This is a genomic window from Swaminathania salitolerans (assembly GCF_007988945.1).
Classification (GTDB): domain Bacteria; phylum Pseudomonadota; class Alphaproteobacteria; order Acetobacterales; family Acetobacteraceae; genus Swaminathania; species Swaminathania salitolerans.
Window position 1 is genome coordinate 24,862 of record NZ_BJVC01000006.1, and the last position, 26,147, is coordinate 51,008.

Annotated in this window: 22 protein-coding genes; 8 read left to right on the forward strand and 14 right to left on the reverse strand. The window is 63.0% G+C overall.

The genetic code is table 11. The annotated features are described in order from the left end of the window. Positions 1–112: 112 nt before the first annotated feature. From SSA02_RS11240 to SSA02_RS11250, 3 genes are all read right to left on the reverse strand, one after another. Entirely contained in the window at positions 113–2,194 is a 2,082-nt protein-coding gene (locus tag SSA02_RS11240; protein WP_147094181.1) for a M13 family metallopeptidase, read from the reverse strand. Positions 2,195–2,287: 93 nt separating this feature from the next. Continuing rightward, positions 2,288–2,911 carry a Dabb family protein gene (locus SSA02_RS11245; protein WP_306345087.1) on the reverse strand — a complete coding sequence of 208 codons (624 nt, stop codon included), beginning with the start codon at positions 2,909–2,911 and terminating at the stop codon, positions 2,288–2,290. 138 nt (positions 2,912–3,049) lie between these two features. Continuing rightward, positions 3,050–3,874, reverse strand: a complete 825-nt coding sequence (locus tag SSA02_RS11250) for an acyl-ACP desaturase (RefSeq protein ID WP_147094183.1) — start codon at positions 3,872–3,874, stop codon at positions 3,050–3,052. A gap of 116 nt (positions 3,875–3,990) precedes the next feature. Here SSA02_RS11250 and bioB point away from each other — a divergent pair, with 116 nt between their 5' ends. Next, a complete protein-coding gene (gene bioB, locus SSA02_RS11255; RefSeq protein WP_147094184.1) occupies positions 3,991–5,022 on the forward strand; it encodes a biotin synthase BioB in 1,032 nt (343 codons plus the stop codon). Positions 5,023–5,244: 222 nt separating this feature from the next. Here bioB and SSA02_RS11260 read toward each other — a convergent pair whose 3' ends face one another. Next, positions 5,245–7,257 carry a TonB-dependent receptor gene (locus SSA02_RS11260; RefSeq protein WP_147094301.1) on the reverse strand — a complete coding sequence of 671 codons (2,013 nt, stop codon included), beginning with the start codon at positions 7,255–7,257 and terminating at the stop codon, positions 5,245–5,247. A 419-nt stretch (positions 7,258–7,676) separates the two neighbouring features. Between SSA02_RS11260 and SSA02_RS12765 the strand changes: the two genes are divergently transcribed. Genes SSA02_RS12765 through SSA02_RS11270 form a run of 3 tightly spaced genes read left to right on the forward strand, consistent with a single transcriptional unit; the run spans position 7,677 to position 9,740 of the window. Next, entirely contained in the window at positions 7,677–7,994 is a 318-nt protein-coding gene (locus SSA02_RS12765) for a hypothetical protein (RefSeq protein ID WP_186807773.1), read from the forward strand. Beyond that, positions 7,987–9,435 (forward strand): PepSY-associated TM helix domain-containing protein, encoded by a 1,449-nt coding sequence (locus SSA02_RS11265; protein WP_186807774.1) that lies wholly within the window; start codon positions 7,987–7,989, stop codon positions 9,433–9,435. Before SSA02_RS12765 ends, SSA02_RS11265 begins: the two co-directional genes overlap by 8 nt. Next, positions 9,432–9,740: a hypothetical protein gene (locus SSA02_RS11270; protein WP_147094186.1), complete on the forward strand. Its 309-nt coding sequence runs from the start codon at positions 9,432–9,434 to the stop codon at positions 9,738–9,740. The genes SSA02_RS11265 and SSA02_RS11270 overlap by 4 nt, the downstream gene beginning before the upstream one ends. 126 nt (positions 9,741–9,866) lie before the next feature. On the opposite strand, the gene SSA02_RS11275 is transcribed toward SSA02_RS11270, so the two are convergent. The 5 genes from SSA02_RS11275 to SSA02_RS11295 are packed head-to-tail and all read right to left on the reverse strand — an operon-like array spanning position 9,867 to position 15,748. Continuing rightward, the gene (locus SSA02_RS11275) at positions 9,867–10,856 is read right to left on the reverse strand and encodes a hypothetical protein (protein WP_147094187.1); all 990 of its coding nucleotides are present in this window, start codon (positions 10,854–10,856) and stop codon (positions 9,867–9,869) included. Continuing rightward, on the reverse strand, positions 10,853–11,824 hold the full coding sequence (locus SSA02_RS11280) for an MlaD family protein (RefSeq protein ID WP_147094188.1): 972 nt from the start codon (positions 11,822–11,824) through the stop codon (positions 10,853–10,855). The genes SSA02_RS11275 and SSA02_RS11280 overlap by 4 nt, the downstream gene beginning before the upstream one ends. Next, entirely contained in the window at positions 11,824–12,525 is a 702-nt protein-coding gene (locus SSA02_RS11285) for a P-loop NTPase family protein (protein WP_147094189.1), read from the reverse strand. Before SSA02_RS11285 ends, SSA02_RS11280 begins: the two co-directional genes overlap by 1 nt. Beyond that, a complete protein-coding gene (locus SSA02_RS11290; protein ID WP_147094190.1) occupies positions 12,522–13,445 on the reverse strand; it encodes an MlaE family ABC transporter permease in 924 nt (307 codons plus the stop codon). Before SSA02_RS11290 ends, SSA02_RS11285 begins: the two co-directional genes overlap by 4 nt. After that, positions 13,442–15,748 (reverse strand): cache domain-containing protein, encoded by a 2,307-nt coding sequence (locus SSA02_RS11295; RefSeq protein WP_147094191.1) that lies wholly within the window; start codon positions 15,746–15,748, stop codon positions 13,442–13,444. Before SSA02_RS11295 ends, SSA02_RS11290 begins: the two co-directional genes overlap by 4 nt. 228 nt (positions 15,749–15,976) lie before the next feature. Here SSA02_RS11295 and ygfZ point away from each other — a divergent pair, with 228 nt between their 5' ends. Beyond that, positions 15,977–16,810 carry a CAF17-like 4Fe-4S cluster assembly/insertion protein YgfZ gene (ygfZ, locus tag SSA02_RS11300; RefSeq protein ID WP_246103877.1) on the forward strand — a complete coding sequence of 278 codons (834 nt, stop codon included), beginning with the start codon at positions 15,977–15,979 and terminating at the stop codon, positions 16,808–16,810. Positions 16,811–16,865: 55 nt separating this feature from the next. Beyond that, entirely contained in the window at positions 16,866–17,300 is a 435-nt protein-coding gene (gene hisI / locus SSA02_RS11305; RefSeq protein ID WP_147094192.1) for a phosphoribosyl-AMP cyclohydrolase, read from the forward strand. On the opposite strand, the gene lpxB is transcribed toward hisI, so the two are convergent. The 5 genes from lpxB to rpmI all read right to left on the reverse strand — a co-directional run bounded on the left by lpxB (position 17,270) and on the right by rpmI (position 22,799). Then, the gene (gene lpxB, locus SSA02_RS11310; RefSeq protein ID WP_147094193.1) at positions 17,270–18,532 is read right to left on the reverse strand and encodes a lipid-A-disaccharide synthase; all 1,263 of its coding nucleotides are present in this window, start codon (positions 18,530–18,532) and stop codon (positions 17,270–17,272) included. The two genes, hisI and lpxB, sit on opposite strands and share 31 nt — an antisense overlap. Positions 18,533–18,538: 6 nt before the next feature. Next, positions 18,539–21,001 (reverse strand): phenylalanine--tRNA ligase subunit beta, encoded by a 2,463-nt coding sequence (gene pheT, locus SSA02_RS11315; RefSeq protein ID WP_147094194.1) that lies wholly within the window; start codon positions 20,999–21,001, stop codon positions 18,539–18,541. Between the two features lie 4 nt (positions 21,002–21,005). Continuing rightward, complete coding sequence (gene pheS / locus SSA02_RS11320) at positions 21,006–22,076, reverse strand: phenylalanine--tRNA ligase subunit alpha (RefSeq protein ID WP_147094195.1); 1,071 nt, start codon at positions 22,074–22,076, stop codon at positions 21,006–21,008. A 119-nt stretch (positions 22,077–22,195) separates the two neighbouring features. After that, positions 22,196–22,582, reverse strand: coding sequence for a 50S ribosomal protein L20 (gene rplT, locus SSA02_RS11325; protein WP_147094196.1), 387 nt, complete (start codon positions 22,580–22,582; stop codon positions 22,196–22,198). Between the two features lie 13 nt (positions 22,583–22,595). After that, positions 22,596–22,799, reverse strand: coding sequence for a 50S ribosomal protein L35 (rpmI, locus tag SSA02_RS11330; protein WP_023978115.1), 204 nt, complete (start codon positions 22,797–22,799; stop codon positions 22,596–22,598). Between the two features lie 286 nt (positions 22,800–23,085). On the opposite strand from rpmI, the gene SSA02_RS11335 reads away from it, so the two are divergent. Together SSA02_RS11335 and SSA02_RS11340 are read left to right on the forward strand one after the other, a co-directional pair. Beyond that, positions 23,086–25,503, forward strand: a complete 2,418-nt coding sequence (locus tag SSA02_RS11335; RefSeq protein ID WP_147094197.1) for a glucose/quinate/shikimate family membrane-bound PQQ-dependent dehydrogenase — start codon at positions 23,086–23,088, stop codon at positions 25,501–25,503. A gap of 142 nt (positions 25,504–25,645) precedes the next feature. Then, complete coding sequence (locus tag SSA02_RS11340; protein ID WP_147094198.1) at positions 25,646–26,071, forward strand: hypothetical protein; 426 nt, start codon at positions 25,646–25,648, stop codon at positions 26,069–26,071. Positions 26,072–26,147 lie beyond the last annotated feature (76 nt).

Genomic DNA, 26,147 nt, shown 5'->3' on the forward strand with positions numbered 1-26,147 from the left:
AAAACCGCCCTTTCCGTCTCCGACCCCGACCGAAGACCGGCGGGATTCCTGCCGGCCGGATCATCGATCGGAACGGACCGGTTTTATCCGGTCACGATTTACGGAGTGTTATTCACCAGATTTTAACGCGATCCTCAGGGGAAAGATAGAGCTTGTCCCCCGGCTTGACCCCGAAGGCAGCATACCACGCATCGATATTATGCATCGGAATATTCACCCGCGCCTCGGGTGCCGAATGCGGATCCGTCACGGCGCGCTTGCGGATGGAGTCCTCACGCAGCTTCTGGCGCCAGACCTGAGCCCAGCCGAGGAAGACGCGCTGATCGCCCGTCAATCCGTGCACGACAGGCGCGGGCTTGCCGTGCAGCGAGGCATGATAGGCGTCCAGAGCCAGAGTCAGCCCGCCCAGATCGGCAATGTTCTCGCCCATGGTGAGCTTGCCGTTGAGATGGGTCCCCGGAAGCACTTCGAACGCGTCATACTGCTTTCCGAACTTGTCGGCCAGTGCCTGGAAGCGCTTGACATCGTCGGGAGTCCACCATTGGTGCAGACGGCCATGCTCGTCGTACTGACGCCCCTGATCGTCGAAGGAATGGGTCATCTCGTGACCGATCACGCCTCCGATGCCCCCGTAATTGACAGCCGTATCCCCCTTCGGATCGAAGAAAGGCGGCTGGAGGATTGCGGCCGGGAAGACGATCTCCACCTGGTTCGGATCGTTATAGGCATTGACCGTCTGCGGGGTCATGAACCACTCGTTGCGATCGACCGCCTTGTCGAGATGACCGAGCTGGTATTTCCACTCGAAGGCGAAGGCACGCGCACCGTTTCCGTACAGGTCGCCGGGCTTGACGACCAGACCGTCATAGCTGCGCCACTTGTTCGGATATCCGACCTGGATCTCGAAATTCTGCAGCTTGCGTTCCGCTGCCTTCCGCGTCTCCGGCGCCATCCATGCGACATGCGTCAGACGTCGGCCGAAAGCGGCCTTCACGTCCTGGGTAAGCGCCGTAATACGTGCCTTCGCCTCGGGCGGGAAATAGCGATGCACATAGATCTTGCCGATGGCCCATCCCATGGCATCCTCGGTGCGGCCGACAGCCTGCTTCCAGCGCGCCGGGAGTTCGGGCTGGCCCTCAAGTTCGTGATCGTTGAAATCGAAAGCGGCCTGCACGAAATCATGGCTCAGATACCGCGCCGCATTGTTGCCGAGATGGAACGCCAGCCAGGCCTTGACGACGGCCGGATCGGCCTCGACGATCACCTTCGCCATCCCTGCCAGGGCGGAGGGCTCGCCCACGACGATACGCCGTGCCCCGATATTGTCCGAAGGAATGCCGGCAGCCACCAGATAAGCGGTCCAGTCGATTCCGGGAACCCGCTTCGCGAGCTCGTCTACCGTCATGGGGTTATAGGTCTTGACCGGGTCGCGCAGCGCCGTGCGCGACCATTGCGCCTCGGCCAGTTTCGTCTCGAACGCCACGACCTTCCCTGCATTCACGGAAGGATTGGCCCATCCGGTCAGCGTCAGGATCCTGTCGACATAGGCCTGATAGGCCTTCTTCTTGGAGGCGAATTCGGGCTTCAGATAATAGTCCCGGTCCGGCAGGCCGAGATCGGCCTGGTGCAGCATGAGAGCGTAATGCGTCGGGTCCTTGTCGTCCGCATTGATCATGAGCATGAACGGGGAGAAATGAAAGCCGGACTGCGCTGCGGCGAAGATCCGCGCCAGCGACGCGGCATCGTGCTCGTTTCTTATCGTCTCGAGATCGGTCTTGAGAGGGGAAGCCCCCAGCTTGTCCGCACGCGCCGTGTCGAGGAAGGTGGAATAATACGCGCCCAGCTTTTCTTCCGTCGTCTTCGGGTCGGCCGAAGGATTCTTCCTCGCATCGCGCAGGATCGACTGGACCCGCTCGCGCGCGGTCTCGGCCAGGATGACGAACGGCCCGAAAGAAGAACGATCGGGCGGGATGACGATATTCTTGAGATAGGTGCCGTTGGCATAAAGGAAGAAGTTGTTTCCCGGCTTTATGGCCGTGTCCATGCCCGCCATGTTGAATCCCCAGCTGGGATCATAGGGCTTGACGCTGGCCGGACCGGCCTTGTCCTGGGCCAGAGCCGGCTGGGCAAGGAGCGCGAGACCGCTCACGGCCCCGAGCCACAGAGAAGAGAGACGCTTGTTTTTTCCGGTCACGCAGCAGCACTTTCCGATTATTGACCACAGCAGCCTGTCCGGTCGTTGCGACCGGAGGCAGAAAACATCATGAGTCCAAACGGACGGGAGAGGTCAACGCCGCGACCGCTGCCGTCCCGTCTTTTTTCCCGCATCCCGGGAGAAAGCCGCAAGAACGTCATAATCGAACACGACCGTTTTCTCGATGGACGGCCCTGCGAATTGCTTGAAGGCTTCGTGGGCGGGATCGAAGAAGGCGGGATCGGTCACGACCGGCTTGCCCACATAGAAATTCCGGTCCCCCTCGGAGTTGAACGTCACGAGAAAGGCCTGCTCCAGCCCGTCATCCACGCCCTCGCCGCTGTTCTGGACACCCGTCTCGATCGAACGCACGGGATGGGTGCCGTCCGGCCTGCGGGAATCCTCGACGAGGCGGAGAAACCGGCCCGTGATCTCCTGCTTCCTGACGGCACTCGTTCCAGGCCTGTAGCGGAACATCACGATATGACGCACGAGCCCTGGCCGCCAGTCCGGCGCCGTGAAGCGGGACAGCCCTACCTGTGCTGCGAGCTGTTGCGCCGCATGGGTGCCTGCATCGGCAACGGGCGGGAGCGCGACTGGCCCTTTCGAGGCGATCGGCAGGGAATAGGGATCGGCCGAGGCGGGAGGCGAAAGGATCGCGCCGAAACCTCCGGCGACAAGGACGGGGAAACCGAGACGCAGAAGACGGGACAGCACGGACAGGCTCCTTCCGGACGATGACGTTCTGGTTTGCCACTAAATCAGGAAAACAGCCCGAGCGGGTCTAAAATTCCCGTAGGACGGAAAACGCTTTCGTCAGCCGACGATCGGGCAGCTCCCGCGCCTCCCGCTCCGTCAGACCATTGCGGCCTGACGCCGGAAACGCTGCGCCTTGAAGCGGATCAGACGGAACATCGCCTTCGCCACCAGGGACTGGATGCGGGAATGCGGCGCAAATCCGATCGTCTTGAAGATCATGCTCGTGACGCGGTTGATATGCTTGAGCTGATAGCACCCCATGGCGCGCGCCATATAGGCGGCAATGCAGCTCTTGTGATCGTAGGGTGTCCCGGTGGGGAGATTGGTCGTGTAATAGGCCGTCGCCAGCTCATCGTCCTCGCTCTCGGTCACGCGACCGAGCGCGATTTTCGTGCGCTGCCACATGCTCAGCTTCTCCCGCTTGAGATAGCGGTGCATGTGATCGTAGAAGAGCTTGAAATGGCGGTATTCATCGGCGGCGATCTGCTTGCAGATGGCCTTGAGTACGGGCTCGTCGGTCGCATCGGCCAGGGCTGTATAGAAGGACGAGGTTCCCGTCTCGACCATACAGCGTGCGATGAGCTCGCCCGTACGCGAACCGCGGATCGACGCATCGACATCCTGCTCGATGTGATAGGTCGCGCGATAGCGCTCGAAAGCCGACATGTAGTCCCAGCCGGGATCGGCCATCATGGCCCATTTGCCGAGCGCGTCGCCATGCTGGACCTCTTCGACCGCCCAGTTATCCGCTGCCTGGCGAAAATCGGGATCGCCCACGAAGACGTTGCCGAGATAGACGGCATAGTCGAGGCCGTTCCGCTCGACGACTGCCGCTGCCTTGATGACCGGGATGATATCCGGATCCACGCGGGATGCATCGAAGGCATCCCAGTTCATCTGATCGATGCGCCAATGTTTCATGACGCAGTGATGACATGTCCCGGGGATTTTGGGTAGAGAGACCCGCAAGCAAGCGTGACAAAGGACCCCGTGCTGTGGCATCGCTGCCCGAGCTTTCCTCGCAATGATTTGGAGCCATGCCCGGCATGTCACTCGATACCCTGACACGCGACCCGGTCGTCCCTCGTGAGCTGCGCGCCGCGGCGCACTGGCAGCCCGAAATCAGACATGACTGGACCCGCGACGAAGTGGCGGCCCTGATCGACCTGCCTTTTCCGGACCTCATCTTCCGCGCGCAGCAGGCGCATCGCGCCTATTTCGATCCAACCCGCATCCAGATCTCGACCCTGCTCTCCATCAAGACCGGCGGCTGCCCCGAAGACTGCGCCTATTGTCCGCAAAGCGCGCTCCATGAAAAGAGCGTCAAGGCCGAACGCCTCATGGCCGTCGAGAAGGTTCTGACCGAAGCCCGCGCCGCCAAGGCGGCCGGTGCCGGACGCTTCTGCATGGGGGCTGCGTGGCGCTCTCCCAAGGAGCGCGATCTGGACACGGTCTGCGCGATGATCGAGGGGGTGAAGGCGCTCGGGCTGGAGACCTGCGTGACACTCGGTATGCTGGATGGCGAACAGTCCCGCCGCCTCAAGGAGGCCGGGCTCGATTACTACAATCACAATCTCGATACCTCGCCCGAATATTATGACCGGATCATCACCACCCGTACCTATCAGGATCGTCTCGACACGCTCTCCAATGTGCGCGATGCCGGAATCAATGTCTGCTGCGGCGGCATCGTAGGCATGGGAGAGGACGAGAACGACCGTGCCGGTCTGATCGCAACCCTCGCCTCCCTGCCCCAGCATCCCGAAAGCGTGCCGATCAACCTGCTCGTTCGCGTCGAGGGCACGCCTCTCGCCGAGGCCGAGGCGGTCGATCCGATCACCTTTGCGCGTATCGTGGCCGCCGCACGGATCACGATGCCTGCAAGCCATGTGCGCCTTGCTGCTGGCCGCGAACTCATGAGCGACGAGGCCCATGCCCTCGTCTTCCTCGCCGGAGCGAACTCGATCTTCTGCGGCGACAAGCTGCTCACCACGCCCAACCCGGCGGAACACCGCGACCGCAAGCTTCTGGCAAGCCTCGGCATGAAGCCCATGACCGAGGGGCACTGACGCGCCTCCATCCGGAATCGGAAAAAGGCCGGCTCCCGCGAGGGACCGGCCTTTTTTTGTCTGTACGATTCTCCGGGGGCTTCGTCTCACGCGTGCGGGGACGGTCGAATGCGGAGACATCGCAGGGCGGGGGGCGGCTCTCTCCTGCGGCAGGGGGACAGGGCTTCAGGGCTTCAGGGCTTCAGGGAAGCGCGCATCGCCCCTCCCCGCGCCGCGCCGCGATCAGAAATCGGCAGTTACCGAGAACTTGAAGGTACGCGGCAGGCCCTGAAGCAGATAGCCGCCGAATGCGCTCTCCCAGTAGCGGGAATTGGCGAGGTTATCGACACCCAGCCGCGTCGTGATGGCCTTGTGCTCGACCACGAAGCTGTACCGCGCACCCACATCGAAACGCGTCCAGCTCGGCACGCGCAGGGTGTTCAGATTATCCGCATATTGATGGCCGGTCTGGATCACGCGCCCCGTCAGCGTGGCGCCGCGAATGAACGGGACATCGTATTCCAGATTGCCGTTGATCGTATATCCCGGCACGCCTATGGCGCGATTGCCGTCATAGAGCCCGCCGGACGTGCGTCTCTGATCGGCATCGATGATCGAGGCTCCTCCATTGAACCGGAGGCCTTTCACGATCTCGCCATTGACCGTGAATTCCAGGCCACGATTGCGCTGGAGGCCATCGACCGAGAAGATGCTGGTGCCGGTGCCGGGAATGGCCACGCTATAGCCGTTCGGCCGGTCGATCTGGAACACGGCGACGGAGGTTGCAAAACGTCCGATATCGTATTTCGCACCGATCTCATATTGCACGGTCTGATAGGGCGGAAAGATCTGTCCGAGATTGACGACATTGCCCGTGGCCTCAGGCCCCGGGGCCAGACCCTCGATCCGGTTGAAATAGAGCGAGGTCCGCTGTGTGGGATGCACGACCAGACCGACCACCGGCGTGAAGACACCCTGATCGTACCCGGTCGGCGTGCCCTTGCCGTAATTATAGGCCACCGTCTTGATGGACTGGTACCGGAAGCCCGCCGTCAGGGCCACGCGATCGTGAAACGCCGAAACCGTGTCCGAGAAGAACAGGCTCCATAGTCGCGTCGTGTTGTTCTTCTGCGGATTGTCGATATTGCCGCCAATATAGGTCTCGGGCTGGGCGGCATTATACAGGGTCGGATCGTAAAGATTCGTCTGCTGCCGCGTCAGGGCCAGCGCATAGGCCGAGGCATTTTCCTCCCACAGGCCCGACCCTCCGGCATTGATCTCGTGCCCGAGTCCCCCAGTATGGAAATGGGCGCGCAGACCGGCCTGCGTGCTTTCGTTGGTCTGCACATAGGGCACATACATCGCCCCGTTATACGCGGCCCCGGTCTCGCTGTTGGTGACATAGGTGCTGCCGTAATTGCCCTTCTCGTTCCCTCCCAGTCCACCGAACTGGGCATAGGCCGTCAGATGCTTGCCGAAATCGTGCTCGACCTTGAGCTTGCCGTAGATGTAGTTCAGCTCGGTATAGGTCCAGGGTTGCCCGTAATTGGCCCCCGCGCGCGGCACATCGGGAACACGCGTCACCCCGCTGAGAAACACGCCGCCGCGACCGCCATTCACGCCCTGGTTCTCATAGGCCATATCCAGCGTGACCCGGGTGCGCCGCGACCGGTCGTGCCAGTCGAACCCGCCGCCTACAGCCACCTGATGGCGTCTCTCGCGATCGATGGCGGCGATGCCGCTGCGACCGGCGACGTTGATCCTCACGCCGAACTGCTTGTCCTGTCCGAAACGTCGCCCCACATCGAGCGCACCGCCTCCGATGGACGTCCCCGTGTAGTCTCCCGTGATCCGGGTCAGCGGCGTCTCGCCCGCATGTTTGAACTCGAGATTGATGTTGCCGCCCTGGGCGGTGCCGCCCGGCGCTGCGCCGTTCAGGAAGGCACTCGCACCATTGAGGACCTGCACCTGATCGTAGAGCTGCGGCGAGACGAGCTGACGCGGCGTGATGCCATAGAGGCCGTCGATCGCCACATCGTCACCATAGACAGGAAAGCCGCGGATGATGAACTGTTCAGAGAAATTGCCGTATCCGTAGGTGGTCCGCACCGTAGGATCGTTCATCAGCACATCGCCGAGGGTCTGGGATTGCTGGTTGAGAATCAGGGCCGAGGTATAACCACGAACATTGAAGGGTACGTCGAGGCCCTTCTTGTCGCCGAGAGCGCCGAGATTTCCCCCCTGCTTGACCTCCATGCGATTCTGTCTCTGGGCGCGCACCTCGATCCGCTCGTCGCGTCCTTCCGCTGAGGACGCAGTGCCGGACCCGGTGACGACTCCGGCGTCTCCCGGCCGTTTACGATCGCTTGACGGCTTCCGTGCTTGTGTCCCCCGCACCGGCTGTATCGTTTTGCTTTGTACCCCATCGTCTTCCGGCTCGGCTGCACGCGCTCCGGTCTGGATGCAGAGACCGGCAGACAGCGTAAGCAGCGCGGAAAAAGCAATGCGGTGACGGGTACCATGACGAGGAACGGATCTGGGCAAAACGGCAATCTCATTGACAAGAAGTAAAGCTCGGGGCCAAATAGACGCGATTGAGAAACGCTCGCAACTAAACTCTTGCCCGTTTCTGTCCCTTCCGCCAAGAAGCCCGGGGGCTGTTGCACAGGAAGCACATGCGAAAGAGTAGCAATAACAAGAGGCGGAAATCGCCCGTCCTTTTCTGGACCGTGCGCCTTCTCCTCGGTCTGGCGCTCGTCTATCTCTGCGGTATGGGCATGCTGGATGCCTTCCGGACCGGACATAAGGGGCCGGTTCCGATCGCCGGTTATCTCGGGGCCTTCGCGGTCATGCCGATCGTTCTTCTCGTCGTGTTTTCCCTTCCGGCACTGGGCCGTGGTCGTGTGCCTGCGCTCCTCCTGCCGGGCCTCCTGCCAAGCCTCCTGCTATGTGCCCGGATCGCAACGTCTGCCGGTTCCTTCCTCCATGCGTGACACCCTGCGGACCCGCATGGGCTGGCTTCACGAATGGATCGGTTTTCTGGGCGGTCTCGTTCTGGTCGTCTGCTTCACCGCAGGCTCACTCGCTCTTTTCGATATAGAGCTGACCCGATGGATGCAGCCGGAGCTCGCTCGCTATCATCCCGCACCGCTGAGCGATGCAGCACTGGACAAGGTCGGCGGGATCGTCGCGCAGATGAGGCAGAACGGTCGGAATGCTTTCATCACCCTGCCGACCCCGCGCGATCCCATCCTGCGTGTGCTTCATTTCAACGGTCATGCCTTTCTCGGCACTGCCTACAGCCCGACGGACGGCTTCCCGGTCCTGACCCGACCGACCGATGGCGGACAGCTCTTCTTCGATCTCCATCATTCCCTGTATCGCGGTCCGTTCTGGGGCAACATGGTGACCGAGATCGCCGCCATAGGGCTTCTGATCGCTGTGGGCTCAGGGCTGATCATCCATTTCAGAAGCATCATTCCCGATCTGCTCCTGTTCCGCCCGTTCGCGTCCCGCACAAGGGCATGGATGGATGCGCATATCCTGGCCGGTCTGCTCTTTCTGCCCTTCATGGTGATGATGGCCTATACGGGCGCAGTCATTCACGGCCCGCGCCTGTTCCCCATGTTCGGCGGCGGTCATCACGGACGACCGGGCCTTCATCGCCCGTCGGGCGACAGCCGGGCGACATACGCCCCTCTCTCGCCCATGCTGCACGAAGCCGAGAAGATCTTCGGTCCTGCAACGATCGGCCTCATCCTGTTCGAGAACGGAACCGTCTCGATGACCCGAGCCGATTCCTCCTCCTTCGTTCTGACGCGCGATCATGCGGTGTTCTCCGCGCAGGATGGCACGCTCGTCGATGTGGTGCGACAGAAGGACCCGTCCCGGCGGCTCGGTGGAATCCTGCGCGGGCTGCATTTCATCCGCTGGGCACCGCTTCCCTTGCGCTGGCTCTATTTCCTGTCGGGAATCGCGGGAAGCGCGCTCATGTCTGCCGGTCTGATCCTGTTCCTGATGAAGCATCGGGATCGCCGAGGAAGCCGGTTCCTGTTCCGTCTCGCCGAGACGCTCACGATGGGCGTCACCACCGCACTCCCCATAGCCTGTCTCGGTTATCTGTGGGCCAATCGTCTTTTCTGGTCCGATCTGCCGGAGAGGGCTCACTGGGAGATCGAGGCGTTTTTCCTGGTCTGGGCGGTTGGGCTCGTTCACGCGGCCTGGCGCAGCTTCGGGCCGACCCCGCTGCGGGGCTGGAACGAGCATTTCGTGCTGTTTGCGAGCTTCGCGCTCACCGTTCTGCCGCTGGATTTCCTGACGCGGACCTCCAACGGATATCTGAGCAGTTTCGACGTCTACAAGGCTGTGGATTTCACCGCGTTCGCCTTCGGCCTTCTCGCGCTTTTCATTCACCGGAGACTCGCAACCTCATGATCACGCTCCTGATCCTTGCTCTCTCCCTGATATGCTGGGGTATCGCCCTCGGGGCCCATGCGCTGCTTCAGCCCAAGATCCTGCGCGCCCTGACCCTGCCGGCGCCACGACGCGGGACGCTGCGTCTCCTCCGGCTCGTCATGCCGTTCTGCGCGCTCGCCCTGTGTCTGCAACTCGAGATCTGCTGCGCGGTTCTCTCATGGTTCGGCTGTTTCTCCCTGGCCGGAATAGGGGCCTCCGCGACGCTCACCCTCGCCTCCCTGCGTCAGCGGCGGGAGCACCCTGCCGGAACGCTCGCAGTCTGAGAGACTCCCGCTCCCGCATAACGGCAGGCCGGGTCCGGCAGAAACGGGAAAGAGAACGGACAGCGTCGCATCCGGTTTGCGGCGAAGCTGTCGTCTGGCGCGCAGCGCAGATCTGCCGGACGCGCTTCAGGGACTCCGGACCGCGCTTTCCGTTGCCTGTCCGGACGCTGAACCGCCCGGTCGGGACGCATCGGAGCCGGTCGTCTCCTGCGCCGGGCGATGCGTTCTCTCGCGCGCAAGCTGCTTTCGGGTCTCGGCCGCACGCGCCTCATAGGCGCTGGCCTGCGTCAGATCTCCTGCACCTTTGGCTGCCCGGGCCGCACAGTCCAGAGCACGGGCAAGACCCCGATAATCCAGATCGTTCCGCCGGGTCTCGATCGCCGTCCGCGCGGCCGCTCCGGCCTCCTTCCATGCGCCAGAGGCCAAGGCAAGCCGGGCTTCGAGTTCGGCCCGGTCGGCCTGTACGAGGAGGGAAGTGCCCGAGGCCGCAGGAAACGCAGCAACGATCGCCGCCAGAGCATCGTGGCGACCGAGCCCGTCCTCGGCCAGCCCCCTGAGGAAGAGCAGTCTTTCATCGAGCGCCGGATGCCCGACCTGCCCTTTTCCAGCCCCGCGCCCCGCGCCGCCATCTCCGGAAACGGCGCCTCCCGAAACAGAATCGGCCAGGGCGACGGCGTCGCCATAGCGTTGCGTGCGGACATAAGCCGCCATCGCAACCGCATCGAGGGCGACATTGGCCTGGGCGTTTCGCAAGGCGAGATCGCGCCGGACCTGCGCGATCGTGGCGAGTGCGTCCTCCGGGGCATCGGCGTCGAGTTGCGCCACCGCCCGGTTATACCCGGCATCGCGGATCGCAGAGGCATCGTCACCGAGAAGCGCCCGGCGATAGGCCGTCTGGAACTGTCCTTCTGCCTGTTCGGGATGGGACTGGTCGAAAACATCCCTGCCCACCTCCATCGCATTGACATAGGCCTGATCGACCTTCGGTCCTCCCGGGGCGCTCCCTCCGCATCCCGCCAGGGCGATCATAAACAGAACGGGCGTGAACAGGGCGGGCGTGAAGAGGGCGCGCGTGAAGAGGGCGGGCAGGCCGCAAGCCCGTCTCGGAACCGTCATGGCCGGATCTCCGAGGGGGGGAGCCGATGCGTTTTCGCCTTGCCGCCATTGCCGCTCCCTCCGAGAATCCACAATCCGCGCAGCTGGTCCGTCAGGCGCTTGAGACTGTTCGCCGTTGCCTGAGCCTGGGTCAGAAGCGCGGGCAGTTGCGCGCTGGCCTCGTCGAGATTGGTCATCGTGTCCTGCAACCGGGGCGTAGCCTTGCGCAGATCCTCAGAACTGTGCCGCACGTTGCGCATGGTCCCGTCGGCTTGCGCAAGCACGCCTGCGATCTGCCTTTCGATCGGCTTCAGCTGGTCGATCGAATGCTGGAGCGTGACGATCGTGGCATCCGCATGACGCAGGAGAGAATCATCCATCACCAGCCCGCCGACCGATCCCTTGCCGTCCCGGATGGTGCCGGTGACCTTGGCCAGATCCGCCATGATCTGATCCGCATTCCGCAAGGCAGGCATCAACCCGGCACGGATATCGCCGATCGTCTTCGTGATCATGTCTGCCGGGTTGGGCTCGACGGTTGCTGGAAGCTCGGCGAACTCCCAGTCGAGCTTCTGCCCGCGGCCGCGCTCGAGTTCGATATAGCTCGCTCCGGCCACGACGAAACGCCGCCGGATGACCGCATGGCTGTCCTTGCGGATATAGGGCTCGAATTGCGGATCGATATCGGCAACCGCATACATATTGCCATGAGGATTGATCTTGACCGAGCGGATCGAGCCGACGCGGATACCCATCAGCTCGATATCGTTCCCCACGGCAAGTCCGGCGATGCCGCTTTCCGGCAGATTGAAATGCAGCTTGCCCGCCGGTGTCAGCCAGTCGCGCAGGACACCCGCCTCGACGATCGCGAAGACGAACAGGCCGAACGTCGCCAGAACGAGAATCCCGACCCATTCATCGGCATATCGTATCCGCATGAGCGGCCGGGGCTGGGCATTGCCTTCCCGGCTGTGATGAATTCGAAACATCAATGCACCTGCTTTACTGGCAACAAGCCCTCATCGAGCAATCTGTAACGCTGGATGCCCTCACCGACATAGCCATGCCAGATCGAGGGCGTACGCGAGAACCAGATCACGCCGCAGCCCCGTTCGCGCGCGGCGGTGAGCTGGGCAAGAAACGGTGTCATCATGTCGGTCGTGTCCGGATCGACCGGCTCCTCCAGAAGAAGGAGGCGTGGCTCGCCCATGAAGGCGCGGACGCAGGCGGATTTCGCCCGGTCCGCATCGCTCAGACGATCGGGAGAGAGAGTCGGAAGTCCCGGCAGACCGAAAAGACGCGACAGTCTCACAGCCTCCGCAACAAGGGTGTCCGTGGGCGTTTTCGTATGATGAAGCTGCTGGATCAGGATATTGAGATCCGTCCCGAACAGATCGATCCATGCGCCTTTCTGCATGATCCGCCCGATACGCCCGCGCAGGGCCCATGCCCGCCGCTCGGGCAGCGTCATCCAGTCGAGACCGAGGCAGGAGATCCCCCCCGATACCAGCGGGATCAGACCGCTGCAGAGATCGGCGAAACGCGACGCACGCGTGGGATCGCGGCAGGCGATCAACGCGCAGTCCCCCGGCATGAGGCGCAGGGAGTAGGCGATCGCCGTCAGGCCGCTCTCCTCGAATACCGGCTGGGCATCGCGCAGCTCGAGCACGGATGAGAGATCCTCGTTCATGCGATTGTCACTCCGAGCACGACATTGATGATCATGATCACCATGATCCCCCGCGCGAAACCGCGCGGCAGAAGCGTTGCGAGCGTGTCCGAACGAGAGGCGTCGAGACCGGTCAGCTGTGTCGCAAGACTGAGATAGAAACCGCTCAGCACGAGCTTGAGCGGAATCCCGAGATAATCGATGGGTTTCATCGCCCCGACCACGTCATAGAGAAATGTCCAGATCGGCATGGTGATGACGGAATTCAGCCGGCAGACGCCATAGCCGACCGAGAGCGAGACAAGGCTGAAAACGACGCCGAGCGTGAAGGACGCGACCGTCATCGCAAGCGCGCGCGGAACGACCAGCGTCAGGAAGGGATCGATGCCCTGCGCCTGGAGCGCGCGCAGTTCCCCGCCCGTCGTGAGCTGCCCCAGCTGGGAGAGACTCAGCATCGCGCTTCGACCGAGCAGGATGATCCCCACCAGAACGGGGGCGATCTCACGCACGAGCACGGTCGCGAGAAGGGAGTCCGTACTATCGGCCATGCCCGCGATGCCGAGCCAGTAGATCGCCTGCGCCACGATGCCGAAACCGGTCAGCGCCGCTGTGAAAAGCGTGCTGAAAAGCCCTCCGCCAGCCGCTTGCCGCAGGGTGATCTTGAATTCGTGCAGAACGGTGCGCCGCCACGAGGTCGGCATCAGGGATTCGCGCGCGACCCCCCAGCTCGCCCCGACGAGCATGAGGGTAAAGCGCAACTGCCTGCGCGTGAGCGCACCGAGCGCGTCGAGCAGGGCACGGTGCCACGGAAGACCGTGACGGGGCCCGGCATGGCGTGAAGGACCATCGCCCTGGATCCGGGGAGAGCCGGACTCTCCGGAGGTCGCCTTTCCGGAAACCGCTTTTCCGGGAGCCGCTTTCGCCGGCGCAGTGCCGCTCATCGTCGCGCCGCCAGAACATAGGTGTTCGTGATCCCGAGCACCGGAAGATAGAACATCCCCCGGGGACGAAACAGGTAATAGTCGCGCAGAAGCGCATAGGCCGTCTCGGAAACCTGGATGGTGCCGGAATCGGGCGCGCTGACCGCGAGAAGCTCGGATGTCTGCGCGGCTTCTCCCCAGACATTGAAAAGCCCCGGATCGTCGCCGAGCACGGCGCCGAAGGCCCGCCCGACATCGAGGCCGATCCGGAAACTGGGCGTCAGCTCGGCATCGGAGAGGGTGATCAGGGCGATCTCGCGCAAGGCCAGAAGCGCGTCGGCAACCCGGCGCACCGCATCGATATCGGGCTCCTGCGCGCATTCCCCGATCAGCACGACCCGGTTGCCCAGTATCTGGGCCGAGAAGATATGATCCCGCCGGACCACCTCCTGGAATTTCGTTACCAGTGTCTGGACGACCGGAATGAGATCGACCGAGCTGTCGGCGGCAGTATCCTCGAACAATATCGTGGCGATCGACACCATCGCGTATTTTCCGGCGGCGAATGCGCCCGATCCGCTCTCGCCCGGCGCGGCGAGAAACCCTTCGTTCATCCGGGTCTCGACCGCCGAGCGGTCATCCGTGTGCCGGTTCTGCGGTTTCGCCGTTTCATTCTCCAGCCCCTGCAGCGCCGCAAAGCGGATAGCCGCAATCTCGGCGACGATCGCTATGACGTGAGAAACCGCATGCGGACGTCGCGCATCCTCGAGAACCACCATGCCGATGACGCTGCCGCGGGCCTGGATGGGCTGGATATAGACCGAGCGTGCATCGATCTGGGTCATCACGATGCGCTGGAAGGTACGCAGCCCCTCCTGCGTTCCGGCTTCATGGCTCTCGATCACATCGCCTTCGAGAAGAAGCGCGAAGAAAGCGCCGAGATCGTCGTGAGAGAGCTCCATCCCCGCACTATGGGTGTCGCTGTCACTGTCATAGGCGTCCTCGCACAGGAGGCGCTCATCGTTCCCGACGGTGCGCCAGAGGCTGACGCGCCGGCTCTCTGCCAGCTCGGCAAGGCGCTGTGTAAGAAGAGGCGCGTCATGGGTCGGATCGAGCAGATTGGTCGTCCCGGCGAGGGCATTGAGCGCATTGCTCTCGGCTCGGGTCTGCGCCTGCTGGCGATCCAGCCTGCGCTGGAGACGCTCGCTGCGACGGCTCTGACGCACGAGGAAACCGGCCAGAAGAGCCGCGAGGACGACGATCACGAGCGAGAACAGGAGCCCCTGCCGTCCGGCGGCCGCCGTGAACGCGGCGAAATCGTTCTCGGGTGCGTTCAGCATCAGGATCCAGCCCGGCCGGATATGATGCAGGGAGGCCATGATCGTGACGTACTGCGTGTCGTGCGCCTTGATGAGATGCACGCCCGATCCGTAGATATGGAAAAGCGCCAGCGCACGCGTGAAGACGGGTTGGGTCTTCGGATTGAGGAGCATCCGGTCGAAGCTCCAGTTGGCGGCTTTCGCAACGTCGAGGAGATGCGTCCCGGCCACGAGACGCCCCTTCTGGTCCACAACCACTGCCTGCCCGCTCCGGCCGATCTTCATGGCAGCGAGGAAATCGGTAAGACGGTTGAGCGAGATATTGATGGCGAAGACCGCCTGATGCCCGTCATCCGTATGCAGGACGCTCGCTGCGGTGACGATGAGCTGCTGGGTCGCAACCGTCGGATAGGGATCGGACCAGTTGAGATCGGGATGATCGAACGCCCCCTCGTACCAGGGCCTCTGGCGTGGGTCGTAATGCTTCGCCGGCGTATCGGTGGTGCGCACGAGCTTGCCCGATTTGTCGTAGTACCAGTGCCGGAAGACATCCTTCTTCCTGTCCAGATGCACCCATTCCATCCCGTCGGCGATATCGCGCGGCGCACGGTCGATGAACCAGAATTGCCCGCGATCGTCGGCAAGATAGAAACTCTCCACCTGACTGACATTGCGCAGCATGGAGGCGCCATATGCCAGAAAGATCCGGGGAGGCTCCTCCGTGACTGGATCGGTAAGGAGATCGCGCGCGACCGTGGCCGTAGCGGGCGCCGGCGCAAGATAATCCGAGACTTCCTGGGTGATGTGCTTCTGCTGCTCGCGCAGGAGATCCTGCGACAGGGCGATCACGCCCTTGCGGGTGGTGTGGTAGGAATGCAGGGCCACGACGAGAATGACGACCACAACGAGAATGACCCCGAGAATCGGGCCGACGACCTCGATGAAACGGCGGCGACGGTTTCCCGCATCCGAATCGGCCGGGTCGATGATCTCAGAGACAGGCAAGCAAACATTCCTTCAGGCTTGGCCCACATCGTGGGCCGGGCACGCTTGTCCCACATCGCGGGCCGGACACGCTTGACCCACATTGCAGGCCGGGCACGCCTGACCCATGCTTCAGGTCGGGCATGGCGGCGCCATCGCGGATCGCCTTCCCTCCATCCCCGACCATATTCCCTCTTGTGTCAAAGCGCTGCAACCCGCATCTCCAGACCGTTGCGTCCGGAATGGAGAATGAAGATGGCGAGAGCGTGGCTTGTGGATCGCAAGGTGATCTCCCTGAGCGGCGGCGACCGTGTCGGTTTCCTCCAGGGGCTCGTATCGAACGATGTTACCTGCGCCGATCGGACGAGGCTCGTATGGGCTGCGCTTCTGACCCCGCAGGGACGATATCTCTCCGATTTCTTCATCTGGCACGAGGAGGACCGGCTCCTGCTCGACGTTCCGGCGCCCCATGCCGAAACCCTGTGCCGGCGTCTCGCCCGTTTCCGGCTACGGGCCGATATCCGGATCGATATGACCGACGAGATCGTCGAAGCCTGCTGGGGTGAGACGGCGCAGGATGACGGCCGCCGCGACCCCCGGCTCGATGCCGCCGGGACGCGACGTATTCTCCCGCAGGACGCCGTAACGGAAGCGGAGGACGGGCTTTCGGCCTATCACGCCCATCGCATCGCTCTGGGCCTGCCATCGCCGGACGATTGCGAGAGCGAAAAGACGTTGCTGCTCGAGGCCAATTTCGACTGGCTCAACGGCATATCGTGGAAAAAAGGCTGTTACATGGGGCAGGAACTGACCGCCCGCACCCATTATCGCGGCCTGGTCAAGAAGCGCCTGGTCCCGCTATGCGCAGACGGTCCCCTCCCCGCGCCCGGAACGCTGCTCATGGACGGATCGCGCGAGATCGGTATGGTACGGACTTCATCGGGCCAGCGCGGTCTGGCCTTTCTGCGTCGCGAATACTGGGATCGAAGCGTGGCCTGTGGTGACATAATCCTGACCCCCGACCTGCCGGACTGGTTCCATCACGAGGCTTCGGGTGACGGCTCCGGGGATCCCGCCCCGTGATACGCTTCCCCTCTTCGGGACGACCGCCCTCCCCTGTTCTTGCGAGATCCATTCCATGAACTACGTTCCGCCGGATGACCGGACCTGTCAGACCCTGCTCGATGCGGTGAAATTCGACCGTGACGGGCTGATTGCCGCCATCGCCCAGTCGGCTTCAGCGCCGCACGACGTCCTCATGCTCGCCTGGATGAACCGTGCAGCGCTGGAGGAAACGCTCGCAACCGGACAGGTCTGCTACTATTCACGCAGCCGCAAGAGCCTGTGGCGCAAGGGAGAACAATCGGGACAGAGGCAGAAACTCTGCGCCGCCCGCCTCGATTGCGACGGCGATGCCGTTCTCCTTCTGGTCGAGCAGACCGGCGTTGCGTGCCATACCGGTCGGCGGAGCTGCTTCTATCACGAGGTCACGCCGACCGGCTATGTCGATACCACCCAGCCGGAGACGGACCCCTCCGTTCTCTATGCCGGAACGGCCTCACCGCAGGGCTGAGACCCGTCCGGGGTCCTGTCCGCTGGGGCTTCCGGATCTCCGGACTCCGCATCCGTTCCGTTCAGCAGACGCAGAACGGCCGCTGCCGCAGCATCGGCAGGCGTACCGTCGTGATCGTCCCCCTGAGGGGGGCGGAGCTGGTCGAGAATGACGTCGAACGCATCGCGCTGCTCCTGCGCAAGCTCGCGATCCGTCAGAAGATCGTAGGCGGCATCGGCGAGGTCGTCAGGGGTACAGCGCTCCTGGAGCAATTCGGGAACGACCTCCCGTCCTGCGAGAAGATTAACCATGGCGACATATTTCACCTTGATCATGCGTCGCGCCATGAAGGCCGTGAGCGGGTTGACGCGATAGGCAACCGCCATCGGGACATGGGCGAGCGCGAGTTCGAGCGTCGAGGTTCCCGATTTCGTCAGGGCGGCTCCGGCGGCGGCGAATGCATCGTGCTTGTCGTGCAGCTCGGTCACGATGACGGGTTTGACGGGCCATTTCGCTACGGCTCCCCGCACCGTCTGGGCAACCAGGGGCGAAAGCGGGAGAACGGGACAGATATCGGGCAGACGCTCCCTGAGCAGGGACAGCATCCTGCCATAGACGGGCAGAAGACGCGGAACCTCCGAACGTCGGCTGCCCGGCATGAGTATCAGGATCGGGGCCGTTTCGTCGATCCCGTGACGCAGGCGAAAGCGATGGGCGTCGCCCTGGTCCGCCCCCGACTGGAGGACCGGATGACCGACGAAATCGACGGCAACGCCGCGTTCTGCAAACCATTCCTGCTCGAAAGGGAGAAGACAGAGCAGGCGATCCCACAAGGCGGGAAAGCTGTGCACCCGTTTTTCATGCCATGCCCAGACCTGGGGACCGACATAATGGATCTTGGGCGTGCTGACATGACGCAGACGCTTGAGAAACCGGAGCGCGAAACCCGGAGAATCGATCGTGACGATCAGATCCGGCTGCCTCAGGACGACGTCGTTGACCGCCTCGTTGAGGCGCTGGGAAAGCTGACGGATACGCGGAAGCACCTCGACGAGGCCCATGACCGCCAGATCCCGCATGGGGAAGAGGCTGGCAAGTCCCAGCGCCTCCATGCGCGGCCCCCCGATTCCCACGAAAATCAGGTGCTGGTCCCGCGCCAGCAGCGCCTGCATGAGATGGGCGCCGAGAACATCGCCACTGGCTTCACCCGCCAGAAGCCAGATGACGCGCGGGACGATGGAGGACTGAGGCATGACCGTTCAGCGCCTCAGAACGGCGCCGGTTGCTTTCGCGACCGCGGAAACGATCTTTTCCGACACCGTTTCGATGTCCTCATCGGTGAGGCTCGCCTTCACGGGTTGCAGCACCACCTCGATACCGAGCGAACGATATCCGGGCTCGAGCGGCGCCCCTTCATACACGTCGAAGAGCCGCACATCGGCGATCAGGCTCCGCTCCGCTCCGCGCACCGCGCGCAGAACCGACTGGGCCTCGGTATCCGGCGCCACGATGAAGGCGAAATCGCGCAGTACCGGCTGAAATGCGGAGAGAACCGGCGGCTGGCGGCGGCGGTTTTTCGGCAGGGGGACAGAGTCCACCAGAACCTCGAAGGCAACGATCGTGCCATCGAGCCCCATCGCCCGCATCGTGGCGGGATGGATCTCGCCGAAATGACCGAGAATCGTCTTCGGGCCCTGCCGGACCACACCGGAACGCCCCGGATGGTAATATCCGGGAGCGTCGGCCGTAACGCTCAGCGCTTCCGCCGGAAGACGCAGGGACTCGAGCGCTGCCATCAGATCGGCTTTCGCATCCCAGACGGACATGCCACGCGCACGCACGCCCGGGCGCCGCTGCGTCTCTCCGCCACGCAGACCCGCCAGAACGAGGCTCTGCCCCTGTGCATCGAAGGCCGGACCGAGCTCGAACAGCGCCGCATCCGCATGGCCGCGCGCCGCATTGCGCTGCCAGGCCCGCAGGAGATTGACCAGCGGCGTCGGACGCATCTGGTCGAGGTCCGACGCGATCGGATTGAGCAGCCTCAGCCCGTCGGAAGGCGAGCCGAACAGCGCCGCATCTTCGTGCGAAACGAAAGAGAATCCGACCGTTTCCATCAGCCCGCGCTGGGCGCAGAGTCGGCGCAGCTCACCGAGACGCTTTCTGGATGGCGTAACCGCAGGCAGGGTGACGGACGAAGCCTGGGGGAGCGAGCGCGCAGGAATCGCATCGAGCCCGTAAATGCGCAGGACTTCCTCGATCAGATCGTTCTCGGCCTCGATTTCCGCAACGGCCTGTGCGGCACTGCGCGCCTCCTCGGGATCGAGATGAGGCGCCTGATCGAGAACCACCCCCGTCGCGATGTCGTTTCGCCAGGACGGAACGGCGAAGCGCGCCTCGCGCGCGTCACGCTGACGGACCTCGAAGCCCAGATGCTCGAGAATGCCGATGGCCTCCTCATCCCCGATCGCGGCACCGCCGAAGGATTCGAGACGCTCGAAACGCAGACCCGCCTCACGGTGCCAGTCCGGAATCTCCCCGGCGCTCGTCACTGCGCTCGCCTCTCCTCCGCAGAGGTCGAGGATGAGACGGGTTGCTGCCTCCAGACCGGAGAGCACGAGCGCCGGATCGATGCCGCGCTCGAAACGCTGGCGGGCATCCGTATGCACACCCAGACGACGTCCGGTCAGAGCAAGGCAGACGGGATCGAACAGGGCAGCCTCGATGAAGACATCGGTCGTCCCGTCGGAAACGCCGGTTCCCTCTCCGCCGATGAGCCCTGCAAGCGACTGCACGCCCGCGCTGTCGGCAATGACCAGATCGTCCGTGCCGAGCACGAGATCACGCCCGTCCAGAGCACGGAAGGTCTCGCATGCGGCCCGCGACAGGGTCAGGACGGAGCCCTGCACCTTCGCGGCATCGAAAACATGCAGAGGACGACCGATATCGTAGGTAAGAAAATTCGTGATATCGACGAGCGCGCTGATCGGCTTGAGGCCGATCGACTCGAGACGCTGCCTGAGCCAGGCAGGGCTGGGACCGTTCCTGACCCCGCGAACGAGCCGCCCTGCGACATAAGGGCAGGCCTGACCGTACTGGATGTCCCAGGAAATCGGCGAAGGGAAAGTCCCTTCCACCGTATCGACGAGCCAGGGCTTCAGATGGCCGAGTCCGGCAGCAGCAAGATCGCGGGCCACGCCGCGAACGCTCAGGGCATCGCCGCGATTGGGGGTGATCGAGATATCGATCACCGGATCGTCGAGTTTCGCGAAATCCGCATAAGCCTGCCCGAGAACGACGGTCTCCGGCAATTCCGCGATCCCGTCTGATTCCTCGCCGAGGCCGAGTTCACGCAGGGAGCACAGCATACCGCCGCTCTCCTGCCCCCGGATCTTCCCGGCCTTGATCGTGATGCCACTCCCGGGGATGTGGGTTCCCGGCGGCGCGAAGATCACATGCAGCCCGCTCCGTGCGTTGGGGGCACCGCACACCACCTGCACCTTTTCGTACCCGCCCCCGGCAGCGACGGTGCAGACCTGCAACCGGTCCGCATCCGGATGGCGATGCGCCTCGAGAATTTTCGCAACACGGAAACCGCGCAGGGAATCGGCGGGGTTCTCCACCTGCTCGACCTCGAGCCCGATCGCCGTGAGTTTCGCGACGATCTCGTCGAGCGACGCCGTGGTGTCGAGATGGGTGCGCAGCCAGGACAGGGTGAATTTCATGAGCTCAGACTCCTTCCGCGAGACTGACAGAGGCGAGAGAGGAGAAGCCGTAATGACGCAGCCATCTCAGATCGCTCTCATAGAAGGATCGCAGATCGGGGATGCCGTTCTTGAGCATGGTGAGACGCTCGATTCCCATACCGAAGGCAAAACCCTGCCAGCGCGAGGGATCCACGCCACAATTGGCGAGAACGCGCGGATGCACCATGCCCGAGCCCAGAACCTCGAGCCAGTCCCCACCGCCGCCGATCTCGCCCGTCTGGCGCGACCAGCCGATATCGACCTCCATGGAGGGCTCGGTGAAGGGGAAATACGACGCACGGAATCGCACCGGCAGATCGGGTTTGTCGAAGAAGATACGCAGGAACTCGGTCAGACATCCCTTGAGATGACCCAGAGTTATGCCTTGATCTATGACAAGTCCTTCACATTGATGAAACATCGGTGAGTGTGTCGCATCGTGATCGGCCCGATAGGTGCGCCCGGGGGCAATAATCCGGATCGGCGGCGTCCGGGTGAGCATGGAGCGGATCTGCACACCCGAGGTCTGGGTGCGCAGAACGCGCTGCGGCCCGTCCGCAGTGGCGGGCGGCAGATAGAACGTATCGTGCTCGGTGCGGGCCGGATGATGATCGGGCGTATTGAGGGCCGAGAAATTGTGCCACTGACTCTCGATATCCGGACCTTCCGCAACGGTGAAACCCATGGCGCCGAATATCGCGGTCATCTCGTCGATGGTGCGCGAAATCGGATGAAGCAGCCCCGGAGCCTCCAGCGGCGCCGGCATGGTGACATCCACGCGCTCGTCTCTCAGGCGGGCGTCGAGCGCTGCCTGCGCGATTTCCTGCCCGCGCGTCTCGACCGCCGCATTCAGCGCATCGCGCAGGCGGTTGAGCGCCTGCCCGCGCTCCTTCCGGATATCCGGGCTCATCTTGCCCAGCTCCTTGAGAAGACGCGTAAGCCTGCCGGACTTGCCCAGAGTCGCGACGCGAATCGCATCCCAACCGGCATGATCCTGTGCCTGAGCCAGCGCCTCGAGGGTTTCGCTTTTCAGCGCTTCCAGATCATCGCCCATTCTTTGCCAATCCCCATCCTTCGCCTGCGCCCGTTATCCGCCCGCGATCGTCAAAAAAGAAAACGGGCCGTCCTGATACAGGACGACCCGTTTTCTATCAAATCCGAAAAGAAGCCGGATCAGGCCTGGGCCGTCTGCTCCTGGGCAGGCTGCTCCAGCGCCATCTGCGCCAGCTTCACGATTTCGGCGAAGGTGGCTGCATCGTCGAATGCGATGGCGGCCAGAACCTTACGGTCGATTTCGATACCGGCCTTGGCGAGTCCGTTGATGAACTTGCTGTAGGTCAGCCCCTGCTCACGAACGGCAGCGTTGATACGCTGGATCCACAGAGCGCGGAAATCGCGCTTCTTGTTGCGACGGTCGCGATAGGCATAACGAAGCGCCTTTTCGACGCGCTCGAGAGCGATGCGATAGTTCGTGGAAGACCGGCCGCGATAGCCCTTGGCCAGATCCAGAACCTTCTTGTGACGGGCGTGCGTCGTTACGCCGCGCTTAACACGTGCCATTTATCTCTGCTCCTCAAGCCAGTCCGTAGGGGGCCCACTGCTTCACGGTCTTCGCATCCATGTCCGTCATGGTCTGCGGGCCGCGATTGGTGCGCTTCATTTTCTGCGGACGGTTGATGAGGCCGTGGCGCTTGTTGCCGGGACCGCACATCACCTTGCCGGTCGCGGTGATCTTGAACCGCTTCTTGACCGACGACTTGGTCTTCATCTTGGGCATTTCGTTCTCCTCTCGACATACCAGGCATGCGCCCCTTGCGAAGAAGCGCACACCAAGCGGCCAGGCATGCCCTGACATGGGCCTGGACGCGCGTTCGAAAGGGGGCACCTACAGGATCGGGGGACGGGATTCAACCCGTTTTAACGCGCATAAACATTTACTTTAGGTTAGACGGGACATTAACCATAATGTGGGACGTTCTTGACGCCTCACGGCATTTGGGCCTTTTTCCTCGCGGTCTTTTTTTCACAACGTTTCCGACCAAGACAATCACATAGGACGACGCATGAACACGGTTCACCGGCCGCGGTTCTGGGCTGGCCTCACCGCACTGATATTCGCCTTTTGTGGCCTTTATCTGACGATCGGCGGTGTCTGGCTCCTGAGCTATGGCGACACTCCCTATTATGCAGTCTGCGGTATCGCGCTGCTGGCAACCGGTTTTCTGGCCTGGAGAGGTCGGGCTGCCGCCTTCTGGCTGTACACCCTGGTCATTCTCGGGTCGCTGGTCTGGGCGATCAGCGAAGCCGGAATCGACTTCTGGTCTCTCGTTCCGCGCGGCGATATCATCGTGGTGCTGGGGATCTGGCTCCTGCTGCCCTTCGTCACCCGCCAGATCACGACGAGCCGACTCGCAACCCTGCCCCTCGCCGGCAGCGTGGCGCTCGCCATCGTGGTTGTCCTCGTGGCTTTCGTTCAGGATCCCGGCGACAAGGCCGGCTCGCTCCCGACCGAAAAGATCGCGGCGGCCGGAAGCGACGCACCGCAGGTGCCCGATGGCGACTGGCATGCCTATGGGCGCACGCAGTACGGCGATCGCTTCTCACCCCTCACCCAGATCAATTCCGGCAATGTCGACAAGCTCAAGGTTGCCTGGACGATGCAGACCGGCGACATGCCCGGTCCGAACGACCCGGGCGAGGCGACGAACGAGGCGACCCCTCTCGCCGTCGACGGCACGCTGTATTTCTGCTCGCTGCATCAGAAGCTGTTCGCGGTCGATGGCGCCACCGGCAAGACGAAATGGACGTTCGATCCGCATCTCTTCGTCGATCCCGGCTTCCAGCATCTGACCTGTCGCGGCCTGACCTATCACAAATCCGAACCCGCCGCCCTGACCTCCGACGGAACGCCCGCGCCCGACGAATGCCAGGAGCGCCTCTTCCTTCCGGTCAATGACGGTCGGATGTTCGCGATCGACGCCAAATCGGGCAAGGCCTGCACGAGCTTCGGCAATAACGGCGAAATCGATCTGCGCGTCCCTCACATGCCCTACACGACGGTCGGTGAGTACGAACCCACCTCTCCCCCGGTCGTGACCGACAAGGTCGTGATCATTTCGGGTGCGGTCACCGATAACGGCTCGATCAAGGAACCCTCGGGCGTGACCCGCGCCTTCGATCTGTTCACCGGCAAGCTGGTCTGGGTCTTCGATCCGTCCAACCCCGATCCGAACCAGATGCCGGGACCCGACCACAAATATGTGCCCAACTCCCCGAACTCCTGGATCACCTCGTCCTACGACGCGAATCTCGGGCTGATCTACATCCCGACGGGCGTGCAGACTCCCGACGAGTGGGGCGGCAATCGCAGCGCCGATGCGGAACGCTATGCCTCGGGCGTTCTCGCGCTGAACGCCGAGACGGGCAAGCTGGCCTGGTTCTACCAGACGGTTCACCACGATCTGTGGGATATGGATCTTCCTTCCCAGATGAGCCTCGTGGACATCACCCAGAAAGACGGCAGCGTCATTCCGGCAATCTACGCTCCGGCCAAGACGGGCAATATCTTCGTTCTCGACCGTCGCACCGGCAAGCTGATCGTCCCGGCTCCCGAGGAGCCCGTACCGCAGGGCGCCGCGAAGGGCGATCATGTCGCGCCGACGCAGCCCTTCTCCCAGCTTTCCCTGCGTCCCAAGCCGCTGCTGACGGGCAAGGACATGTGGGGCGGCACGGTCTTCGACCAGCTCATCTGCCGGATCGCTTTCCACCAGCTCGACTATCACGGCACGTTCACCCCGCCGTCGGAGCGTGGGACCCTGGTCTATCCGGGTAATCTCGGCATGTTCGAATGGGGCGGCCTTGCGGTCGATCCGCAACGTCAGGTTGCAGTTGCTAACCCGATCGCGCTCCCCTTCGTTTCCAAGCTGGTACCGCGCGGACCCGAGAATCCGCTCTGGCCCCAGAAGAACGAGAAGGGTGCCGGTGGCGAAACCGGTCTGCAGCACAATTACGGCGCGCCCTTCGCCGTCATGCTCAGCCCGTTCCTGAACCCCGTCACCACGAAGCTCGGCTTCCCCATCCCCTGCAAGCGTCCGCCCTGGGGTTACATGGCCGGTATCGACCTGCGCACCAACAAGGTCGTGTGGCAGCATCGCAACGGGACGCTGCGCGACAGTCTCTACAACAGCGCGCTTCCGGTTCAGCTTCCGCCGCTCAAGATCGGTGTTCCGAGCCTCGGTGGCCCGCTCACCACGGCAGGCAACGTCGCGTTCCTGACCTCGACGCTGGATTTCTACATCCGCGCCTATGACGTCACGACCGGCAAGACCCTGTGGCACGATCGACTCCCCGCGGGCGGTCAGTCCACCCCGATGACCTACAAGGCCAACGGCAAGCAGTACATCGTGACCTATGCTGGCGGTCACGGCTCTTTCGGCACGAAGATGGGCGACTATCTCATCGCCTACGCCCTGCCGGACTAAGCTCGCCCGGCATGGTCTCCCGGCGGTTCCGTCGGGAGAAACAAACGGAAAAACCCGCCTTTCGGCGGGTTTTTTCATGTCTGCTTCCGATGGAGCGCAGGAGCATATCCGCGCTTTACGATCGTTTCATCGTTCGGCGTGCATGATCTGCAAGGAAATGCTTGAAACGACTCACATCATGTCGGAGTATTTCTGCGTCAAACTGTTTCCGCGTTCAATCGCCTTACCCCCTGTTCCGGAGTGCCTGTTCATGGCCCGTGGTCTCATCGCTTTCGCCCTCGCCCTCATGCTCGGCACCACCATGATCCCGCTGGCCCAGGCCAAGCCCTGTCGTGATCCGCAGACCGGGAAATACGTGAAATGCGAGCCCCACAAACCGAAGAAGTGCCGGGACGAAAAAGGCAAGTTCATGAAGTGTCAGAACGACACCTCAGCGCAGGCCGATGGAAAAAATGCCTCCGGCTCCGGCGCGCCGTCAGGGACCGATCGGACCATGAAGGCGCAGGGCAGCGATGCGGCTTCCATGTCGGGCAAGCAGACCGCCGGATCCGCCACCGGACAGCACTGACCGGAACGGCTCAGCCGTTTTCGCAAACGGCACAAAACCGGCTCCCGACCGGGTCGGTTTCGAAAAGGAATCGCGA

What these genes read in the sequence shown, in the direction of transcription:
- SSA02_RS11250 (WP_147094183.1), bottom strand. Translation starts at nt 3,874, where the DNA reads ATGAAACATTGGCGCATCGATCAGATGAACTGGGATGCCTTCGATGCA.
- bioB (WP_147094184.1), top strand. Translation starts at nt 3,991, where the DNA reads ATGCCCGGCATGTCACTCGATACCCTGACACGCGACCCGGTCGTCCCT.
- SSA02_RS11260 (WP_147094301.1), bottom strand. Translation starts at nt 7,257, where the DNA reads ATGGAGGTCAAGCAGGGGGGAAATCTCGGCGCTCTCGGCGACAAGAAG.
- SSA02_RS12765 (WP_186807773.1), top strand. Translation starts at nt 7,677, where the DNA reads ATGCGAAAGAGTAGCAATAACAAGAGGCGGAAATCGCCCGTCCTTTTC.
- SSA02_RS11265 (WP_186807774.1), top strand. Translation starts at nt 7,987, where the DNA reads ATGCGTGACACCCTGCGGACCCGCATGGGCTGGCTTCACGAATGGATC.
- SSA02_RS11270 (WP_147094186.1), top strand. Translation starts at nt 9,432, where the DNA reads ATGATCACGCTCCTGATCCTTGCTCTCTCCCTGATATGCTGGGGTATC.
- SSA02_RS11275 (WP_147094187.1), bottom strand. Translation starts at nt 10,856, where the DNA reads ATGACGGTTCCGAGACGGGCTTGCGGCCTGCCCGCCCTCTTCACGCGC.
- SSA02_RS11280 (WP_147094188.1), bottom strand. Translation starts at nt 11,824, where the DNA reads ATGTTTCGAATTCATCACAGCCGGGAAGGCAATGCCCAGCCCCGGCCG.
- SSA02_RS11285 (WP_147094189.1), bottom strand. Translation starts at nt 12,525, where the DNA reads ATGAACGAGGATCTCTCATCCGTGCTCGAGCTGCGCGATGCCCAGCCG.
- SSA02_RS11290 (WP_147094190.1), bottom strand. Translation starts at nt 13,445, where the DNA reads ATGAGCGGCACTGCGCCGGCGAAAGCGGCTCCCGGAAAAGCGGTTTCC.
- ygfZ (WP_246103877.1), top strand. Translation starts at nt 15,977, where the DNA reads ATGAAGATGGCGAGAGCGTGGCTTGTGGATCGCAAGGTGATCTCCCTG.
- hisI (WP_147094192.1), top strand. Translation starts at nt 16,866, where the DNA reads ATGAACTACGTTCCGCCGGATGACCGGACCTGTCAGACCCTGCTCGAT.
- lpxB (WP_147094193.1), bottom strand. Translation starts at nt 18,532, where the DNA reads ATGCCTCAGTCCTCCATCGTCCCGCGCGTCATCTGGCTTCTGGCGGGT.
- pheT (WP_147094194.1), bottom strand. Translation starts at nt 21,001, where the DNA reads ATGAAATTCACCCTGTCCTGGCTGCGCACCCATCTCGACACCACGGCG.
- pheS (WP_147094195.1), bottom strand. Translation starts at nt 22,076, where the DNA reads ATGGGCGATGATCTGGAAGCGCTGAAAAGCGAAACCCTCGAGGCGCTG.
- rplT (WP_147094196.1), bottom strand. Translation starts at nt 22,582, where the DNA reads ATGGCACGTGTTAAGCGCGGCGTAACGACGCACGCCCGTCACAAGAAG.
- rpmI (WP_023978115.1), bottom strand. Translation starts at nt 22,799, where the DNA reads ATGCCCAAGATGAAGACCAAGTCGTCGGTCAAGAAGCGGTTCAAGATC.
- SSA02_RS11335 (WP_147094197.1), top strand. Translation starts at nt 23,086, where the DNA reads ATGAACACGGTTCACCGGCCGCGGTTCTGGGCTGGCCTCACCGCACTG.
- SSA02_RS11340 (WP_147094198.1), top strand. Translation starts at nt 25,646, where the DNA reads ATGATCTGCAAGGAAATGCTTGAAACGACTCACATCATGTCGGAGTAT.